The sequence below is a fragment of the Paraflavitalea devenefica genome (genome assembly GCF_011759375.1).
GTDB classification, from domain to species: Bacteria; Bacteroidota; Bacteroidia; order Chitinophagales; family Chitinophagaceae; genus Paraflavitalea; species Paraflavitalea devenefica.
In genome coordinates this window covers 742,640-760,311 of the sequence record NZ_JAARML010000002.1, presented here as the reverse complement: position 1 = coordinate 760,311, position 17,672 = coordinate 742,640, and the positions used below count along the sequence as shown (strand labels likewise).

General features: G+C 47.2%; 14 protein-coding genes. 5 read left to right on the top strand and 9 right to left on the bottom strand.

Annotation, left to right across the window (positions count from 1 at the left end; translation table 11 throughout):
• The 6 genes from HB364_RS12700 to HB364_RS12675 all read right to left on the bottom strand — a co-directional run bounded on the left by HB364_RS12700 (position 1) and on the right by HB364_RS12675 (position 10,097).
• Entirely contained in the window at positions 1-1,539 is a 1,539-nt protein-coding gene (locus HB364_RS12700) for a right-handed parallel beta-helix repeat-containing protein (protein ID WP_167288347.1), read from the bottom strand.
• Between the two features lie 5 nt (positions 1,540-1,544).
• Positions 1,545-2,858 (bottom strand): IPT/TIG domain-containing protein, encoded by a 1,314-nt coding sequence (locus HB364_RS12695; RefSeq protein ID WP_167288346.1) that lies wholly within the window; start codon positions 2,856-2,858, stop codon positions 1,545-1,547.
• A 31-nt stretch (positions 2,859-2,889) separates the two neighbouring features.
• Positions 2,890-4,758, bottom strand: a complete 1,869-nt coding sequence (locus HB364_RS12690; protein WP_167288345.1) for a RagB/SusD family nutrient uptake outer membrane protein — start codon at positions 4,756-4,758, stop codon at positions 2,890-2,892.
• A 20-nt stretch (positions 4,759-4,778) separates the two neighbouring features.
• Positions 4,779-8,246 carry a TonB-dependent receptor gene (locus HB364_RS12685; RefSeq protein ID WP_246228480.1) on the bottom strand — a complete coding sequence of 1,156 codons (3,468 nt, stop codon included), beginning with the start codon at positions 8,244-8,246 and terminating at the stop codon, positions 4,779-4,781.
• A gap of 123 nt (positions 8,247-8,369) precedes the next feature.
• The gene (locus tag HB364_RS12680) at positions 8,370-9,521 is read right to left on the bottom strand and encodes a FecR family protein (protein WP_167288344.1); all 1,152 of its coding nucleotides are present in this window, start codon (positions 9,519-9,521) and stop codon (positions 8,370-8,372) included.
• A 33-nt stretch (positions 9,522-9,554) separates the two neighbouring features.
• The gene (locus HB364_RS12675) at positions 9,555-10,097 is read right to left on the bottom strand and encodes a sigma-70 family RNA polymerase sigma factor (RefSeq protein ID WP_167288343.1); all 543 of its coding nucleotides are present in this window, start codon (positions 10,095-10,097) and stop codon (positions 9,555-9,557) included.
• A gap of 212 nt (positions 10,098-10,309) precedes the next feature.
• Between HB364_RS12675 and HB364_RS12670 the strand changes: the two genes are divergently transcribed.
• Positions 10,310-11,317, top strand: a complete 1,008-nt coding sequence (locus HB364_RS12670) for a helix-turn-helix transcriptional regulator (protein WP_208419942.1) — start codon at positions 10,310-10,312, stop codon at positions 11,315-11,317.
• Between the two features lie 6 nt (positions 11,318-11,323).
• Here the strand turns inward: HB364_RS12670 and HB364_RS12665 are convergent, their stop codons facing one another.
• Genes HB364_RS12665 through HB364_RS12655 form a run of 3 tightly spaced genes read right to left on the bottom strand, consistent with a single transcriptional unit; the run spans position 11,324 to position 14,034 of the window.
• The gene (locus tag HB364_RS12665; protein ID WP_167288342.1) at positions 11,324-12,112 is read right to left on the bottom strand and encodes a heme ABC transporter ATP-binding protein; all 789 of its coding nucleotides are present in this window, start codon (positions 12,110-12,112) and stop codon (positions 11,324-11,326) included.
• Positions 12,113-12,128: 16 nt separating this feature from the next.
• Entirely contained in the window at positions 12,129-13,169 is a 1,041-nt protein-coding gene (locus HB364_RS12660; RefSeq protein WP_167288341.1) for a FecCD family ABC transporter permease, read from the bottom strand.
• Positions 13,170-13,179: 10 nt separating this feature from the next.
• Positions 13,180-14,034 carry a heme/hemin ABC transporter substrate-binding protein gene (locus tag HB364_RS12655; RefSeq protein ID WP_167288340.1) on the bottom strand — a complete coding sequence of 285 codons (855 nt, stop codon included), beginning with the start codon at positions 14,032-14,034 and terminating at the stop codon, positions 13,180-13,182.
• A gap of 341 nt (positions 14,035-14,375) precedes the next feature.
• Here HB364_RS12655 and HB364_RS12650 point away from each other — a divergent pair, with 341 nt between their 5' ends.
• From HB364_RS12650 to HB364_RS12635, 4 genes are all read left to right on the top strand, one after another.
• The gene (locus tag HB364_RS12650) at positions 14,376-15,044 is read left to right on the top strand and encodes an HmuY family protein (RefSeq protein WP_167288339.1); all 669 of its coding nucleotides are present in this window, start codon (positions 14,376-14,378) and stop codon (positions 15,042-15,044) included.
• Between the two features lie 33 nt (positions 15,045-15,077).
• Positions 15,078-15,878 carry an HmuY family protein gene (locus HB364_RS12645; protein ID WP_167288338.1) on the top strand — a complete coding sequence of 267 codons (801 nt, stop codon included), beginning with the start codon at positions 15,078-15,080 and terminating at the stop codon, positions 15,876-15,878.
• A 143-nt stretch (positions 15,879-16,021) separates the two neighbouring features.
• Entirely contained in the window at positions 16,022-16,723 is a 702-nt protein-coding gene (locus HB364_RS12640) for a hypothetical protein (RefSeq protein WP_167288337.1), read from the top strand.
• A gap of 107 nt (positions 16,724-16,830) precedes the next feature.
• Positions 16,831-17,637, top strand: coding sequence for a hypothetical protein (locus HB364_RS12635; RefSeq protein WP_167288336.1), 807 nt, complete (start codon positions 16,831-16,833; stop codon positions 17,635-17,637).
• Positions 17,638-17,672: the final 35 nt, after the last annotated feature.

Below are 17,672 nucleotides of genomic sequence, written 5' to 3'. Positions count from 1 at the left end.
TTATTGCTGTGCCCCCTTGCTGATCTTGCCATTCACAATACGCGGTTTGCCATCTATATCCGTACTCCCATGTACATCTGCATTAATTACGATCCCTGTATTCTTTGCAGGAGAAGAGGACTGAATATGTAAATCAGGCAATGTTGTATTGATCAGTAAAGGATCAATTCCATTAGAGGAATTGGCATCGCCACCGCAGGCAGTTTTCCAGGCTTCATAGCTGGTATATTCCGTACCATTCCATATCCATTTAGGGGTGCCGGTAGTGTAGTAGAGGTTATGATCTATGATGTTATTGGTCCCTGTTGCCGTGTACTTATGCACCAACACATCCACCGGCCTGCCATAGACAATATTGTTTTTGATCACATTGTTATTGCAGCGTTCGGTGAGCCTGATCTCTCCTTCTATCTCACCAAAATGGCCCAATACCTTATTATTGAAATACAGGGTGTTGTTGATCACATAACAATCATTGGTACCACCACTGGTATAATTGAGGTAGCCCCCCAGGTAGATGCCGGTGCGCCAGCAATTGGCTACAAAATTGTTGCGCACAAGGCAGTTGCTGGTAGGATAAGCATCATTTTCGCTAACAATACCAATGCCCCGGTCGCACTCGTGCACATTATTTCTTTCCACGGTAATATTTCTTGCCCCATCTACATAAATACCAATAGCGCCATGACCGGTGCTGCCGCCGATTGGGCCGGTGGTCATATCAATATTGTACAGTTCATTATCACTGATAATACCATTGCGGGCATAATTGAATGCAGGTGTTGGGTTGGCCCAGTAACCACCTGCTGCATCAATACCAATATTCTCCGCATTGTATATTTTGTTTTTCCTGATCACAAAGCCATCCACGTAGCCATTGATCGTGAGGTTTTCGCTGTACCCTGTGTTGCAGTCATGGATCTCATTCTCTTCTACCAAAATGTTTTTCATGGCCACACTGGTATTGCCAATGATCTCAATGCCATGACCGCTTCTTCCGTCTTCAGGTTTTACATTGTGCTCTATATTATATATCTTATTTTTCCGCAGGGTGATATTGCCCGATCCTTCATTCACCAGTATGCCGTTGATATTTACCCAGGGTATGGTGCTTTTATAATTGCATACATCGAAGCCTTCGAATATAATATAGCTCACATTACTAATAGTAACCAATGCTTCCTTACCAGTAATAGGCAACCCTTCCCCGCTGATCACAGGATGTTCACCGGGATAGGCTTTCAGGGTGATACATTTATCTAACCGGCCTGATTTGGGGAATTTTACTTTTTCATAGTAGGTACCTGCCCTTACCATTACCGTATCACCGGAAAGCACTTTGCCCAATGCCATATTGATGCTTTGCAGGGGCGCATTGATCGTTCCGGCATTGCTGTCGTTTCCACCGGGTGATACATACAAGGTTTTGGAGGAGGTAGCCTGCGTTGGGGTATCTACCTTTTTACTGCCACATGCCGGTATTAAAAACAGGCATACCAATAAGTTCCTGATGCTATTAAAAATTATACTTGTTTTCATGGGGGCTATTCGGATACTATTTTTCTTATGCGATTATTGTTCTTGTCCAGCACATACACAGTACCATTTTTATCAACCGTCACACCGGTAGGTGCGCTGAAGGCGGCAGCAGCGCCAATGGCATCGGCAAAACCGGCCACACCACTGCCTGCAAAAGTGCTTACCTTCCAGGTGTTGGCTTCTATGAATCGTATGCTTTGGTCGGGATTATAAGTACCGCCGTCCCAGGTGCCATTGCCCGCTACATACAAATTATCATCAGCATCAGAAGCCATGTACCAGGGGCTTGAAAACCTGGCAGCAGTACCCACACCATTCTGGTAACCTGCAGATCCCTGCTGACCTGCTATAATGCTTCCGTCCCAGGCGCCGGCAGTAAACTTGCTGATCACCTGATCGCCGTTAACAGATACATATAAATTGCCGGTTTTGTCAAACACAATACCGGCCGGGTAGTTAAGCCCCGTAACAACTTCGCCGGCCGTCCATTGCCCGGTAATCTGGTATATATTGCCGGGATTACTGCAACTGGAATAGTACATATAGCCGGTTGCTTTATCAAAAGCTATACTCCATGGCGCCTGTGCGCCCCATAACCAGGTGGTAGCGATACCATCGGGCGTTATTTTACGGATGTCCCAGTTGCCGGGATCGGCCGACCATATATTGCCGTCGTTATCAATGGCAAGCGCATAAGGCAGACTAAACAACGCAGCCGTTCCCTGTCCATCTGCATAGCCGGAAACATTTGGATTACCGGCCAGGGTGGTTACTTTTCCGGTACTGTCAATTTTGCGGATACAGTGATTGCCGGGATCGGCAATATATACGTTCAGGTTATCATCTACCGTGATACCGCCACTGCGATACCAGGCTTCCCCGTTGAAATTGAACATGGCATCTGTACCCTGTCCATTGGCAAAACCGGCTGTTCCATTACCTGCCAGCGTAGTGACGGTCCTGGTAAACATATAATTGTAGATGCCGGTACTTACTACACTATCATTGCCAATCTTTACGACCACATGTCCCGATCCGCATTTTTTAGGGACCACTGCCATTACCTGGTTGCCATTGGCGCCCACGAGCGCCAACTGTTTACCGTTGATGAATACTTTGATCTCGGAAGTGTCTGTAGAAAAATTACTGCCGGTAATCAATATCTCGGTAGTGCCACCTCCTTCGGTAGGTGTAAAGTCATCAATGGTCATGGGTGTTCCGGCTGCATGTTTATAGCCGCTATCTTTTTTACAGCCTGCCAGTGCTATGAACAAAAACAGGCAGCCGATCAATGTATAGTGAATGATTTGCTTTATCATAATAGTTAGTTGAAAGCATTGTCAAATAGATTTACCATCCCGTGTTTTGCACCAGCGCATTGTCCTTATCAATATCGTCCTGCGAAATAGGGAACAAATACATCTTATCGTCCCAATACCTGGTCTGGAACAAGGTCCGGGTATAATAACCGGCAAAGGAAAAACCCAGCCCGTTATCATTGGTAATGGTATTCATTCTGTAAATGGCCTTTACTTCGGGATTACCCATCATCAGTCTCCGGATAAGGGTAAAATACCGGTCGCTTTCAAAGCACAGCTCTATCTGTCTTTCACGCAGTATCCATTTCCTCATTTCAACCTGGTTGCCTGCGGCAGTGGGATATACAGTCTCCAGGTTGGGAATGCCCGCACGTTGCCTGATCATGTTCAGGTAAATTAAAATGTCGGCACTGGCAGGATCATATTCATTCAATGCTTCTACATAATTGAGCAATATTTCGGCATAGCGGATGTGTATAAAGGGGCGATAAGCAGCCCGGTCAATCCTGATATTGGTTGCAGGACTTACATTTTTTAATACACTATAACCCGTTATATCTCCATTACTGGTGATACTTACGCCGGATTTACCGCTGTAATAAAATTCAGCCCTGCCACTGTTATCCCTGTTGGCATCCGATGAAAAGTAATTTCTGTCGTCGGTGGTAGGAGCCGGCAATACCGGTTTTCCGTTGTACTGTATGTCTACATAAAAACGGGGCTCACGATTTACATACATATTCGAGTTGCCCGTTACATAGCCCCTGTTCACACCGTCCCTGCTTATTCCATAGTTGGCCGGATCGTTGGATTGTACAAAACCGGTTTCCGTATAACCGGATAAAGGATCATCAATGGTCCTGCCATTGCGCATATAAAAGGCATCTACCACGTTTTGCGTAGCATTTACCATATTGTATCCGCCAGGTTGCGGGGCGCAACGTTTTTCATGCCCCCACTGCCAGGTGTCGGCCATGTGGGTAGAGAATACCAATTCGCTGTTCCAGGGAGTTAAGAACACATTACGGCAGGAGAGATAAGGATCGAACTGCGGATCGCCTTCATCTACATTGGTAAAGAGTTTATAAGCATTCAGATCAATAACTGCTTTGGCTGCATCAGCGGCTATTTTCCATTTGTTGGCATCGTATTGGGCAGGCGCCAGCGCCACACCATCACGATTTTTCAAACCGGCAAAGCGGGAATTGCCATTCCACAAAGGACTGGCAGCCAGCAACGCCAGTTGTGATTTTACTGCCAGACAGGCTCCTTTGGTAGGCCTTCCATAGTTGGCGGAAGAAGACCATATAGCCGGCAAGCCCTGTGCTGCCTGGTCCATGAGCTCATTGATCTGTTGTACACAGGTATCAAATGGAGCGCGGGGATATTTATTATAGTCTTCATTGAGGCTTAATGTACCGGTTAGTTTTACAAAAGGACCATACTGGCGCAATAGCTTCCAATAGAACCAGCCTCTTAAAAAAAGCACTTCCGCTTTATATTGCTGCTTCAGTTCATCGCTTAATGCAGTAGCCGGCACTTTGTCGATGTTGTTCTCAAACACAAACGACTGCCTGATGCCGGAATAATAACCGCCCCAGTTATACCAATACCCGCTTTGTGCATTCCAGTTGCCCACCACCATTTTACGCACATTTACGCCCTGGATGCTGCAGGAGCTTTCATCACTTGCACCCAGCATGGTATAATCATCCATAGAGGTCTGGATATAACCATATACCTGGTATAAGTAAGCTTCTGCATTGGCCCTTGTTTGCCAAAGCATGTCGGAGGTAATGATATTGTCCGGTTTCTTATCCAGGTATTTGCTGCAACCCAATACCAGCAGCAGACAAATAACCAGACTGAAAGAATAAATATTTTTGACTATTGTATTCATATTCTTTTGATTGAAGGATACTAAAATTGAGCTCTTACTCCTACCGTTACCATTCTTGTAACAGGATACTTGGCGCCATTGGAACCCAGTTCGGGATCCCACAGTTTAAACTTGCTGAAGGTTAATAAATTCTGGCCTGAGAGGTAGAAGTAAAGGGCCGTCAGGCCGCCTCTTTTTAATGCAGGTGAGGAGAGTGCATAACCAAGGGACGCCTGTTTCAACCGCACATACGATCCGTCTTTGAGCCACCGGGTGCTACCGAGGTAATTGTTGTCGGAAAGGCTGGCCTGCGTTAAACGGGGATAGTAAGCATCCTGGCGTGGATTGTCGGGCGTCCATCTGTCCTGCACATTCGCCAAGGTGTTGTTGGGATATTGCCCGATCCCTGAGAAAGGCAACACACCTACGCCGCTGGCCCCCATGCCACCTCCGTCAATCCAGGAACCATTGGCCATAATGGCTGCATCCGCGGTACCCTGGAAGAACATGGAGAGATCGAATTTCCGGTAGTTCAATGAAAACCCTGCTCCATATAACCATCCCGGAAACCATGATTTGCCAAGATACTGCCAGTCGTATGTATCGATCACGTCATCGTCTTTTCCATTCAGGTTCCGGTATTTAATATCGCCGGGGTACACCAGGTTAAACTTCTGTTCGGGGTGTCTGTCGATATCATCCTGGTCAACAAACAAACCCTCGTCAATATAACCGGTAAATTCTCCAAACCGGTGCCCGGTCCCGCGCTGATAATCATACTTACGGAGTGGTTCATCCTGGAATACGATCTTGTTGTTGCTATAGGTTACATTACCATATAGCCGTACAGTCAATTTGCCAAAACGATCGTTGTATTCAATATTGGCATCCATGCCCCTGTTATTCATTTCGCCGAGGTTGGCAAATATGGCAGTACCGCCATACCCGGCTATGGGCGCAATGGAAGCACGCTGGATCAGGATATCCTTCCTTCTTTCCTTAAAAAGATCTACTATAATGTTCACCTTATTCCACAGGCCGATCTCGAAGCCGATATCCGTTTTATATGATTTTTCCCAGGTCAGGTTCTCTACGCCTATCTGGGCTTCGGTTAAACCACCTGCCCAATTGCCATTTAAACCGAAACCAGTGGAGTTGCCGCCGGCAATCTGTGTTAAATAAGGAAACCTCCTGCTTCCATTGGCAGTACCGATATTGTCATTACCCACTACCCCATACGAAGCCCTGACCTTTAACAGGCTGAACGTATTGGCCAATGGATCAAAGAAATTCTCTCTCGATATGACCCACCCGGCAGATACCGAAGGGAAAAGGCCAAACTTTTTACCCGGTTCAAAGTTTTCAGAACCTGTATACCCCGCATTCACCTCTGCGAGGTACTTACTATTGAATGCATAGGTGAGCCTGCCTGCCATGGCCTGGTTGCGAAAAGGAATGGAGCCGATCACATCCCCCGCGGTACTCACCAGGCGGTTGCGCATATTGTATAAGGCCATCACCCCTATCTCGTGATCGCCCAGGTGCCTGTTATAGCTAATGTTCCCTTCGAGGTACATGACGCGCTCACCGGAAGAACTCTGACTATATCCTAAAAACTGCTGCCCGGTCCTTGTGGGGGAATATACCAACCCGCCGTCTTCCTTACGCCCGGTTGCGATCCACAGATCATTCCTGCCGCTCCTGATGTTGTTAAACGTTCCGTAACTATCAAATGAAAAACGCCCATATACTTCAAGGCCCTTCACAACAGCATCCAATTTTTGGGTAACGGTGAATACAGATTGAACAGAGGGACGGAACTCAGTAGTGTACCCGTTGTTCTGTACTTCATTCAATGGGTTACTGCCACCATTATTGGTGGGACCTGCCCATTTTCCATCAGGATAACCAATGGGGAAACCTACCGGCGTGGTAGCATAGGACAGGTACCAGAGACTGCCGGCCGATATGCCCGGATACCGTGCATTGGTAAGCATAGCCGCCAGGTTCATTTGCAGCAAGGTGGTCTTGGTGATATTTACATCCACATTGGTCCGGAAGTCGTAGCGTTTGAAATTCAGGTTGGGGTTGAAACCATTTTGTTTTGATACATTATAAGGTCCCTCCTGGTTATAGAAAGAGGCTGACAAATAATATCGAACGGTTTCTCCACCCCCGCTGATATTGAGGTTGGCATTGGTTAGCGAAGCATTCTTTTTATACACCGCATCCATCCAGTTTACATTCGGATAGAGGTAGGGATCGAGGCCACTGGCGGTTTTTTTGATCAGCTCTTCTGAATACAGCGGTTGCAACCCCATGTTAACCCTTGCTTCATTCAGGAGTTTCATATAATTAACGCCGTCCAGCATTTCAGGCGTTTTGGTAAATCCCGTCATCCCTGTTTCCACCTTCAATAAGATCTTAGGCTTACCTGCAACACCTCTTTTAGTAGTGATGAGCAGTACGCCATTGGCTCCTTTGGCCCCATAGATGGCGGTGGAAGAAGCATCCTTGAGCAGGGTAATGCTGGCAACATCTTCGGGATCTATATTATTGAAAGCACCACCATAGGTGCTGTTTACATCATCGCGCTGCACGCCATCCACAATGATCAGCGGCGAAGTATTGCCGGTAAAGGTCCCGATACCCCTGATCGTAAAGGTGGAATTATCATACCCGGGTTCACCGCTGGATTGCACAGAAATAATGCCGGCTACTTTTCCAGCCAGTGCATTGGTAAGACTGGGTACCGGCGTTTTCATGTCTTGCATATTTACGGAAGCCACAGAACCGGTAACAGTAATTTTCTTTTGCTTACCGTAGCCTACCACGACCACATCATTCAGCTTGTCTGTTTTGGCCGATAGCGTAACCTTGAGCACTTTGGCGTTCATGATCCGCAGTTCCTGTGCACTCATACCCACCATGGTAAAAACGAGGGTGTCACCGGCAACAGCTTTGATATAAAAAGTCCCCAATTCATCGGTAGTGGTATAGATTTCTTTATTTTTTACTGCTACCGTAGCCCCTACGATGACCTGGCCATCTTCAGCCAGCACCTGGCCCCTGACAATCTCCTTGTATAGCTCTGTTATTTTATTATCTGCCACCTCACCAGAGCCGGCCGCTGTTGTTTTTCCGGCTGGCGGCTTTTCATTTAATAACAGCTTGTTTTCACGTACCTCATAGCTGATATTCCTGTTTTTGAATAAATGGTCCAGTACTGCTTCCAGCTTTGCCTGCTCAAAGTTGAGGCTTACTTTTTCGTTATCATCCAATAACTGGTTACTGTAAAAAAAGGTGAGCCCTGTTTGCTTTTTTATGGTTTTGAACACCTGCAGGAGCGATATGTTTTTGCCTGTTACGGTAACCGGTTTTTGAAGTACGCTGACTTCTTTCACCTGAGCAACAGCAGTAATGCAATAGAGCATCATTAAAAAACACGGAATGAATACACGGTACACGCTTCGCAGGGAAACCCAACTTTTGGCCAGGAGTTTTTGCATCATAGCAGTTTTAGAATGTTAATGTTTGGTGAGGTACCTGTTCAGGTAGCAGTATTATTGAAGCTACAGGCTGCTGCGAAGAATGGGTGAAGAAAATAATATTTTTTTCCTGTAACGGTTTCGTTACTTCAGATAAAGCTCATTACCGGAAAAGGAATACGTTGTATTTGCCACGGCTTGCAGGTCGTTTAAAAAGTTGATGAGCTTGTTTTTATCCATTACGCCTGTGATGGATTTACCGGCAAATTTGTCTTTGTCCAGAATGATCTTAACACCGTAACAACGGGAGGCCACACGGGCCAGTTCTGTTACCGGCATATTGTGAAAATAATATAAGCCATTGATCCAGGATAGTACTTCCTCTTCATCAAAGCTGCCGGTTGTAAACCCTTTACCGGTAGTATAGCCGGCCTCCATGCCTGGTTCCAGTGCTGCATTTTTACCGTCTTTGCTTTGTGTGGTTACTTTACCTTCTACCAGCGATGTTGTTACATTACCAGCCTGGTAGGTATTTACATTAAATGCAGTGCCTGTTACTTTTACCTGTGTAAGCGGTGTATGCACAATAAAAGGATGCCGGGCATCTTTTGCTACTTTAAAGTAAGCTTCCCCTTCCACATATACCTCCCTTGAGGCCAGGGCAAAACGAAATGGAAACCGCAAGCGGGTCTCTGCATTTAACCATACTTCGGTACCATCGGACAATACGATCTTATAATTTTCTCCGGCCGGTACCGACAAGGTGTTCTGCAGGGTGTCTTCAGATGTGTATTGTAAGGCGCCATTGGCCGCCTGCAGGGTGGCATTGTCCAGCGCTATTGTCTGGTTATGACTGGTTTTATCAAGTCCTATTGATGTTCCATCACCCAGGACAAGGTTTACGGTTTGCTTTTTCTGTTGAATGATCGCTGCTATTTTCTCTTTGCCTGTTATTTCGTCGTTTTTAAAGAAAGTGAGCCAGGCGCCAGACAGGATGACCAGGAGTACAGCGGCCATTGTAAGGGCTTTCCGTATGTTGCGCCTTTTCCTGCGCCGGACTTCGCCGGCGGCAGCAATCTGCGCTTTTAAGGCGTGCAATCCGGCTTCAGCATCGGCCCCTTCCAGGAATTCATTGACTTTGAGCTGCCGGGCCTCGGCTTCCAGTGAACCCCATATTTCCCTAAATGAGGCGTCCTCTGACAGTATTTTCTCCAGCTCTTCATTTTCTTCAGGAGAAAGGTTGCCTGACAGTTTTTCCATGAACAATTGAAATACCTGCTCGTAACTATGCTTCATCTGTTAATGCTACAGCAATTAACCGGAAAAGGGTTAATCTATTCTTGTTTTTATTTCGGTCCGCAAAAAGTTCAACCCGGTTCTGATATGGGTTTTTAAAGAATTGATGCTGATCCCCATGTCGGCGGCAGCTTCCTGGTAACGTTTTCCATGCAGGTACACTATTTGAATGGCTGTCTTTTTCTGTGCAGGCATATTTTCGAGGGCGGTGGTCAGTTGCTGGCCATATTCCGGCTGTATTTCAGCATATTGCCGCTCCTCCGCTTCCTGTAAACCGGCGTATCCTTTTTTGGCCTTCTGCTGTGTTTGCAGTTTCTCCAACTGGTTGAGACAACGATTTTTGATGGCGCGATACAAGTACCCTTTCAGGTCTTCATGAAATTGCAGGTACAGTTTCTTTTCCCAGATATCCAGGAAGAGGTTCTGGACCAGGTCTTTCGATTCCTGTTCATTCTTCAAAAAAAAGTAAGCATTTACACAGAGCAGTTTATAATATTTAAGGTATATGATATCATAGGCCGCCAAATCATGCTCCTTTAACCGTTGAACGAGTTCTATATCCTGTTGACAATACATGCAGCAGTTCCGTATTAGCAGCTTCGTTGTAGAATAATATGGACCTAAATATACCCGCATTTTAGATACAAAAACGCCACAAACGTTTGCGCTATTTTGAATAGAAAACAAGCTAAAATCCGGCCCCGGAAGTCACTTCGAGTTTACGCTATCAAGAAATTCAGTTTCGAATTCGGGTATTTAACCCAGGCGCCCAAACGCAAAGACGTATCTTGGCTGCATTAATTCCTGCTATCAAAGTCTTTGTATCCATGATCATTAAAAGTAAAATCAAAGGGCTGAATGATTGGCTATTTATAGAAGATATCCCGGATGTCTATTCGCCCAATAATACCCTGAACGAGAAACGGGTAGCTATTGAACGCAAACCGGTCAAGATGGCCAATTTCCAGCTCAGCAGCGCCGGGCTGTTCCTGCTGTATTCCGATATGAAGTTTGATGAACCCACACAGGTACATACCGAAGTAATGGGGGAAACCATTACCAGCCACTTTATTTTTTACCGCCCGCAGTCGGTAAAAAAGCTAAGCATACATGGACGCAGCAGGCACAATATCCGGTACATTCCTTCGGCGGTACAGGAATATGACATGAAGGCAGGCATGGAATATGCCTATTTCCTGATGGTGCTTTCCCGGAATTATTATTTCCACCTTATTGACAGGCACTCCTCCCTGCAGGAGGATTTTGTACAGGAGATGGACAAAGGCGTTTTTGTATCCTTTAAGCAGGAAGATATGGTGGTAACGCCGGAGATGCAGCGCATTATCGGAGAACTGAAGGATAACCAGAAAACGGGGGAACTGCGCCGGCTGCATACAGAAGCGAAGATCATGGAACTACTTATCTGCCAGTTAGAGCAGTTCCACGAAACAGGCCCTGATCAAAGGACCGTATTGAGAGGGCCGGATATTGAAAAGCTGGAACAGGCCAGGAGTATCCTTGAAGCCAATTTTGCCAATCCACCCACCCAAAAGGAACTGGCCATTGCGGTAGCCCTGAACGAATCCAAGCTACGCAGGGGCTTTAAGGAATACTTTGCCACTACGATCCATGAATATACGGTACGGGTGCGCATGGAGTGTGCCCGCCGCTTGTTACTGGAAGAGCGAAGGACCATCAATGAAGCAGCAGAGATCACTGGCTTTACCCATCAGAATAATTTCAGCAGCGCCTTCAAAAAGTATTTTGGGATCTCGCCCAGTGATATCAGGGATTAGCATGCTTTACACACTCAATCTTATTTCGCCGGGCACCACATAGGGGTTTAGTGTTTTCGGGTTAATGGCCACCTCGGCTTCAATAGAAAAAACAGTATAAATGTTCAGTGGCGTGAGCACTTCTGAGGGTGTGCCGTCACTCCATCGCCTGCCATTTTTCAACAGGAGGATACGGTCGGCATACTGGGCAGCCAGGTTGATTTCATGCAACACCGTGATGACCATGTATCCCTTACGCGCCAGGGCTTTCACAATGGCCAGCGTTTGCTGCTGGTATAAAATATCCATGGCGGCCACCGGTTCATCCAATAATAACAGGGCGCCGGGCACATCCCATACCTGGCTCAACACACGGGCCAGGTGTATACGCTGCTGCTCCCCGCCGGAAAGCGATAAGAAAGAGCGTTCCACCAGATGGTGTACCCCGCATATCTCCATCGTTTCCTCCACGATCCTGTAATCCTGCGCAGCGGGACTGTTGCGGTAATGCGGGTAGCGACCCATCATTACAATTTCAGCCGCCAGGAACGGCATGCTCACCACATTATGCTGGTGAAGTGTAGCCCGTCTTTTAGCCAGCTCTTCCATGCTGTAAGTATTCAGTGACCGGCCACCCAAATGGATACTGCCACTATCGGGCTTCCGTTCCCCGCACAACATCCGTATCAACGTGGATTTACCGGCGCCATTAGCACCCAGCAATGCCAGCACCTCCCCGGGCCTTACTATAAAGCTGATCTCCTTCACGAGGTGATTATTTTTGACCGTGCAGGTAATGGCATTTACACTGAGCATGGCGGGCATTCTTGTTTTAGTGGAGTAATTTCTTTTTATCTCTTATCAGTATATACAGGAAAACGGGCGTACCCAGCAAAGCAGTCACAACCCCAATGGGCAACTCCATGGGAGCGGTAATCACCCGGGCTATCATATCGGCCAGGGTGAGCACCAACGCCCCCATTAATGCAGAGGCCGGTAATACATAACGGTTATCCACGCCACCCAGTAACCGGATGGTATGTGGCACCAACAGTCCTACAAAACCAATGATGCCGGTTACTGATACCGCACTGCCTACAGCCAGGGTAGAAAGCAATACGATCCTTCTTTTAATATGACTGGTGCGGATGCCCAATTGCTCCGCCTGCGATTCGCCCAGGGCGAATGCATTGAGCATTTTTCCCTGCACGGGAAGTGCAATGAGGGAAAAAATAATGAAGGGAGCTACACAGGCTACTGTTGTCCAGCCGGCCCCTGCCAGGCTGCCCAGCATCCAGAAAGTAATGGTACGAAGTTGTTGTTCATTGGAAGTATAAGTAATGAGTCCTGTGATGGCGCCGGCCAATGCATTGATCGCTATGCCTGCCAGCAGCATGGTGGCCACATTCGGTTTGCCATCCGTTTTGGAAAGCCGGTACACCAGCATCGCAGCAATGCCGGCGCCGGCAAAAGCGCCAAATACCAGCAGGTATTGTCCCAACCACTCACTAAGTCCTGCCAGCAGGCCTACTTCCAGTGCTATGATCAACGCACTCACCAGCGAGGCGCCGGCTGAAATACCTACAAATCCCGGTTCTGCCAGCGGGTTGCGGAAGATGGCTTGTATGGCCGCACCGGAAACACCGAGAGCTGCCCCTACGAGTATGCCCAGCAGCATACGTGGTATGCGCACAATTGTTAATACTGCTTCATATTGTTCATCCACTATCGCATTACTGAATATACCCGCCTTTTTGGCGAGTACCAGCAATACACTGCGCATCGGAATATCCATAGCACCCAGTCCCAATGAAAAAGCTATAACTACCAGCAATCCTGCCGAAAGCACACAATAGATGATCTTTTTTTTCAAGCCTGCCTGTTTAGGGTTGAGGTGTTATTTGTACCAGTTGACGATTCAATTCCCTGATGGCTGTAGCGAGCCTTACGGAGAAGTTGACGAGCAAGGGCCCATCCATTTCTATGACGCATTTATTTTTGCCTGCTTTCGTAGTAGTGATGCCCGGCATTTTTAACAGGGCATTCTTTCCTCCCAGGCTGCTTAATCCAAAATCAAATAGCAATATCGCATCGGGGTTGGCCCTGATCATCGCCTCCGTGCTGTAGGGTTTAAAATCGCTGAACTCCTGCACCACATTTTTCCCACCGGCCAGTTGTATCAACGCATCCATATTACTGCCTTTTCCGGCTACCGACATAGCGCCTGCTCCGCGGGCATAGATAAACAGTACCCCGGGCGTTTTCCGTTTTGCCTGCCTGATCTTCTCCAGCTCTGCGTTCACTTCCTTTTCCGTTTGCAATGCCAGCGATTGCCCTTTTTCAGGGACCTGCAAGGCGGCAGCCACCGTCCGGATAAATTGTAAGGCGCCCTTTACAGAATATTCCTGTTTGATATTGACAAGCGTGATGCCCGCTGCTTTCAACTGCGATTGAATGGCCTTTGAAATATCCCCCTCAGGGGCCAGTACAATATCGGGCCGGTAAGCCATCAGCCCCTCTACCGAGAGGGAACGGTTCCTGCTTACTTTAGGTAGTTGTTTTACGTAAGCGGGAAATTCACTGGTAACGTCAACGGCCACTATATTTTTCCCAAACCCAAGGGCGTCCGCAACTTCTGTAAGTGCCCCACTCAGGGTGATGATGCGCTGAGGGGCATCCGTTGCCAGCAAAGACATTGAACGAAGTACCAATAGTGTGATGAAGATGAATCGTATCATAAGGGATGCAAAAAAAAGATTTATTCTATTTAATTCCTTTCCCTACAGACATTTGAAAGTATGCAAATACAGGTGTTTCCATAATTCGTAAACAGTAAATACCAAAGCAGTAAAACAGTTATTACCAACCGATTATACATTCCCGTCAATAGCAGGAAGTTTATTTCTTATCTCATTTCTGCTATCAATCCTTCACTTTTTCATATAAAAAAAACCGGATTTGATATAACTGAAACCGGATTTCGTAAATACAAAAAGCAAATCCCGTTGAACATTTGCATCCATAAAATAATTGAATGCAAATGCTGCACGCCGGCCAAAGAATAAACCTTATTACTGTTATGATCATGGCATTGCTCTCCCTCAATGCCTGCAAGAAAGAAAAAGAAGAACCTCCCCTTGAAGATGGCAAAAGTACTGTGATCTATGACCTGGCCGGCGATACCGGCGCCTCGATGGGCGATGGCGTAGACGGCAAAGAGAAACGTCCTTTCTTCCCCTTCCTCTTCCGCTTCAGCGATAAACAACAGATATGGGTGAAAACGGCGGCTGACTCCGCTGCCTGGCTGAAAACAACGGGCTGGGATATTTGCTTTAGTGGTATCTATAACTCACTCGTGTCCTGCAACAGTGGTACGCTGGTTGCTAATCCCGGCTATGGTGGCCCCGGCCAATCAACCGGTATAGTAATGATAGACAAGCCTTACCGCCAGGTAACAGAAGCGCCTTCGGATGAACTATTTGCTACCCAGGCCTACAGTGGAACAGGTTGGGATAGTGGCAATGGATTTGGCTGGTTTTTCTATACACTGTCCAACCACATTGCGGTACCCATTAAAAACAGAACATTCGTATTAAAAACCGCCACGGGAAAGTTTGCCAAACTGGAGATCCTCAATGTGTACCAGGGCAATCCCCCAACGGTGACGGACCTGCACTGGCCGGCCCCTTATTTCACTTTCCGGTATTATGTTCAGCAGGATGGAAGCCGCAACCTTTCCACACAATAGTTTTTCATTTACAAGCAATATAACAACACTATCATGGTAACCTGCCCTAATCACATTAAACGCACATTACTGTTCTGCTTTGTACTAACTAGCACCCTATCACTGATCTCCTGTAAAAAAGAAACTGAGGAAACGCCTGATCCCGAAGAAGAAAAGCCTGTTGTAACCGGCGTCTATTTTCTGCGCAACCTGGTGGCCGATTCGGCAGCCACCTTCGCCAGCGGCGCCAAGCCTTTTTATTATAGCCTGGAAGAAGGAAAGATCATTCCCTCCTCACAGGCGCAAACAGCCAACTGGGACATCTGTTTTAACGGCACTTACAACAGTAACGTATGCGCCAATAGCGGCACCATCACCAGTTCGCCGGGATATGGCGGCCCCGGAAAAGGCGGCATTTATATGGTGGTGCATAATGACCTCGATGCCATTTATTATAAAGCGCCCGGTCAGCCGATCAAAAGCGTGCCTACCCGCAGCCTTTTTGATCAGGCATTTACCAAGGTAACCACGGCCAGTATAGCAGAAGGCAAATGGGAAACCGATGCTATAGTAGGCCTGGATTATTTCCAGAACACTACTCCCGGATGGGCCTGGTATGATTTCTATGGCGAGTTGTTCCCTTCCCGGCCGACAGATTCTGTAGCGCATGTAGCTTATGCGCTGCCCAGGTCGTTCGTTGTGAAAACAGCCAAGGGCAATTATGCCAAGATACAGATCTATAGCTTTTATAAGGACGCCCCTGAAACGCCCACCCGCTCCAACAAGCCGGGCTTTATAACGATGAAGTACGCCATACAAAAAGATGGCAGCCAGAACCTGGCCATCACTGAGTGAGCTATCAACATTGGGTATGCTGAATTGACAATAAAAAAAGCGCAGGACATTTCTTCTTGTACAAGAGTGCCCTGCGCCGGACGGTATTTTTCTAACCCGCCCTGTTTTTAACACCGAATGGGGCAAATTTAAACACATTAACTATGTTAAAAAAAATCAGTCTTGTTGCTGCAATAGCCATCGCTGCTGCTGCAACAATTACATCCTGTAAAAAATCAGACAGCCTGGCCACACTGCCCGCACCAACTGGCACCGCTGTAGCTCTTCCTGCCGAAGGCGACTCCGTTGATTTTGAAGACGCTGAAACCAAAGGCTACCTGAAAGGACTGGCCGACGGTGCGTATGGCGCCCGCAATTTTCACCAGGGTACTGTACAGGACCTGACCGATACCAACCAATGGGCTACCAAAGCAGGTACCTATTATTACAGCTTTGACGATAACGATGGTTTGTCTGGCGCCGGTATATCCAGCTATAGCTTCAAGTTTACCGGTTCTGCCACCGCCGACCTGACAGTAGATACCAGCCGGTTCACCCTGCGCTATATCAACACGGCCTTTGGAAGTGTGACCAGCACAACAGGTTCTACCCTTATTGCCAGCGGTGTTGCCAGTTATAATTCAATCACCGGTGTTGGCAATCCTGCCGCCGCAGGTTGGTATGTTTATTCACTCGTGAATCATACCGTAGTTGCTTATACACCCCGGACTTACCTGCTCACCAAAAAATCAACCAACGAAGTGTGGAAGTTACGCATCAACAGTATTTATTATAACGCAACACCGGTAGGTTCACCGTACCCGACCAATTACCCGTATTTCAGCTTTGATTATAAGCATCTATAATATAAGCTGCCATTAGCATTAAACCTCCGTCCTTTTGTCGATCTTTTTACCGTTATAACCTGCTACCGGCTATGTCCGGTAGCAGGTTTATCTCAACTCTTCAGAACATGATAAACAGCAACTGCTCCATACAATACCAACGCTCTATTTTTCTTATTGCAGGCTTTTTATGGCTTCTGACCGCCTGCACCAAAACCACCACCAATCCCTATCCCCCGCAATCACAAAGCCGGATACTCAGTTATAAAATTGTCAACACCACCACACCCATTACCGGCGTGGTAGATGATAATGACCATACCATTACGGTGTACCTCGGCCCCACCCTGTTCCTCTCCATCCTGGAACCACAAATAACCGTGTCTGAAGGAGCCAGCATAAGCCCGGCAAGCGGCACTTTCATTGAAAACCTGGCCGATTATTTTGCCAAGGGACGTACTATACAATATACAGTAACCGGGAAAGACAAATCCGTCTCCACCTATAGCCTGCATATTATATCACAGCAGCCGCCTTTAAGCTTTCAGGAAGTTACTACCGACCCGGCCGATCCGGTTACCTATAACCATAGCATAAGCTGGTATGCCAATAGCATTCCCATTTACACAACTACTCCTTACCTGTTTTCCCCTTCGAATATCGTGTCGCAGGCAGTAGGAAGGGTAAGTCTTGTAGCAGAAAATGGTACGGAATACCCGATGACGGCCGATGGGGCCGGCGCCCCTGCTTTTGCCGGTGCGGGCGTTACTTCTTATTCACATGTAATTGTAAACCTGTCGGGAGTAATTGGGTATGATCTTCTTACCGGCGGCGCCAACCAAACCTCGCCTCCTCCCGGGTTGTACCGGATCAAGGTACAGTATTACAGCAGGACTACCACGCTGAAGAACCCGATCAGGATCATCTACGAATAACAGTCATCAATCACCAACTATAAACTATCAATAAT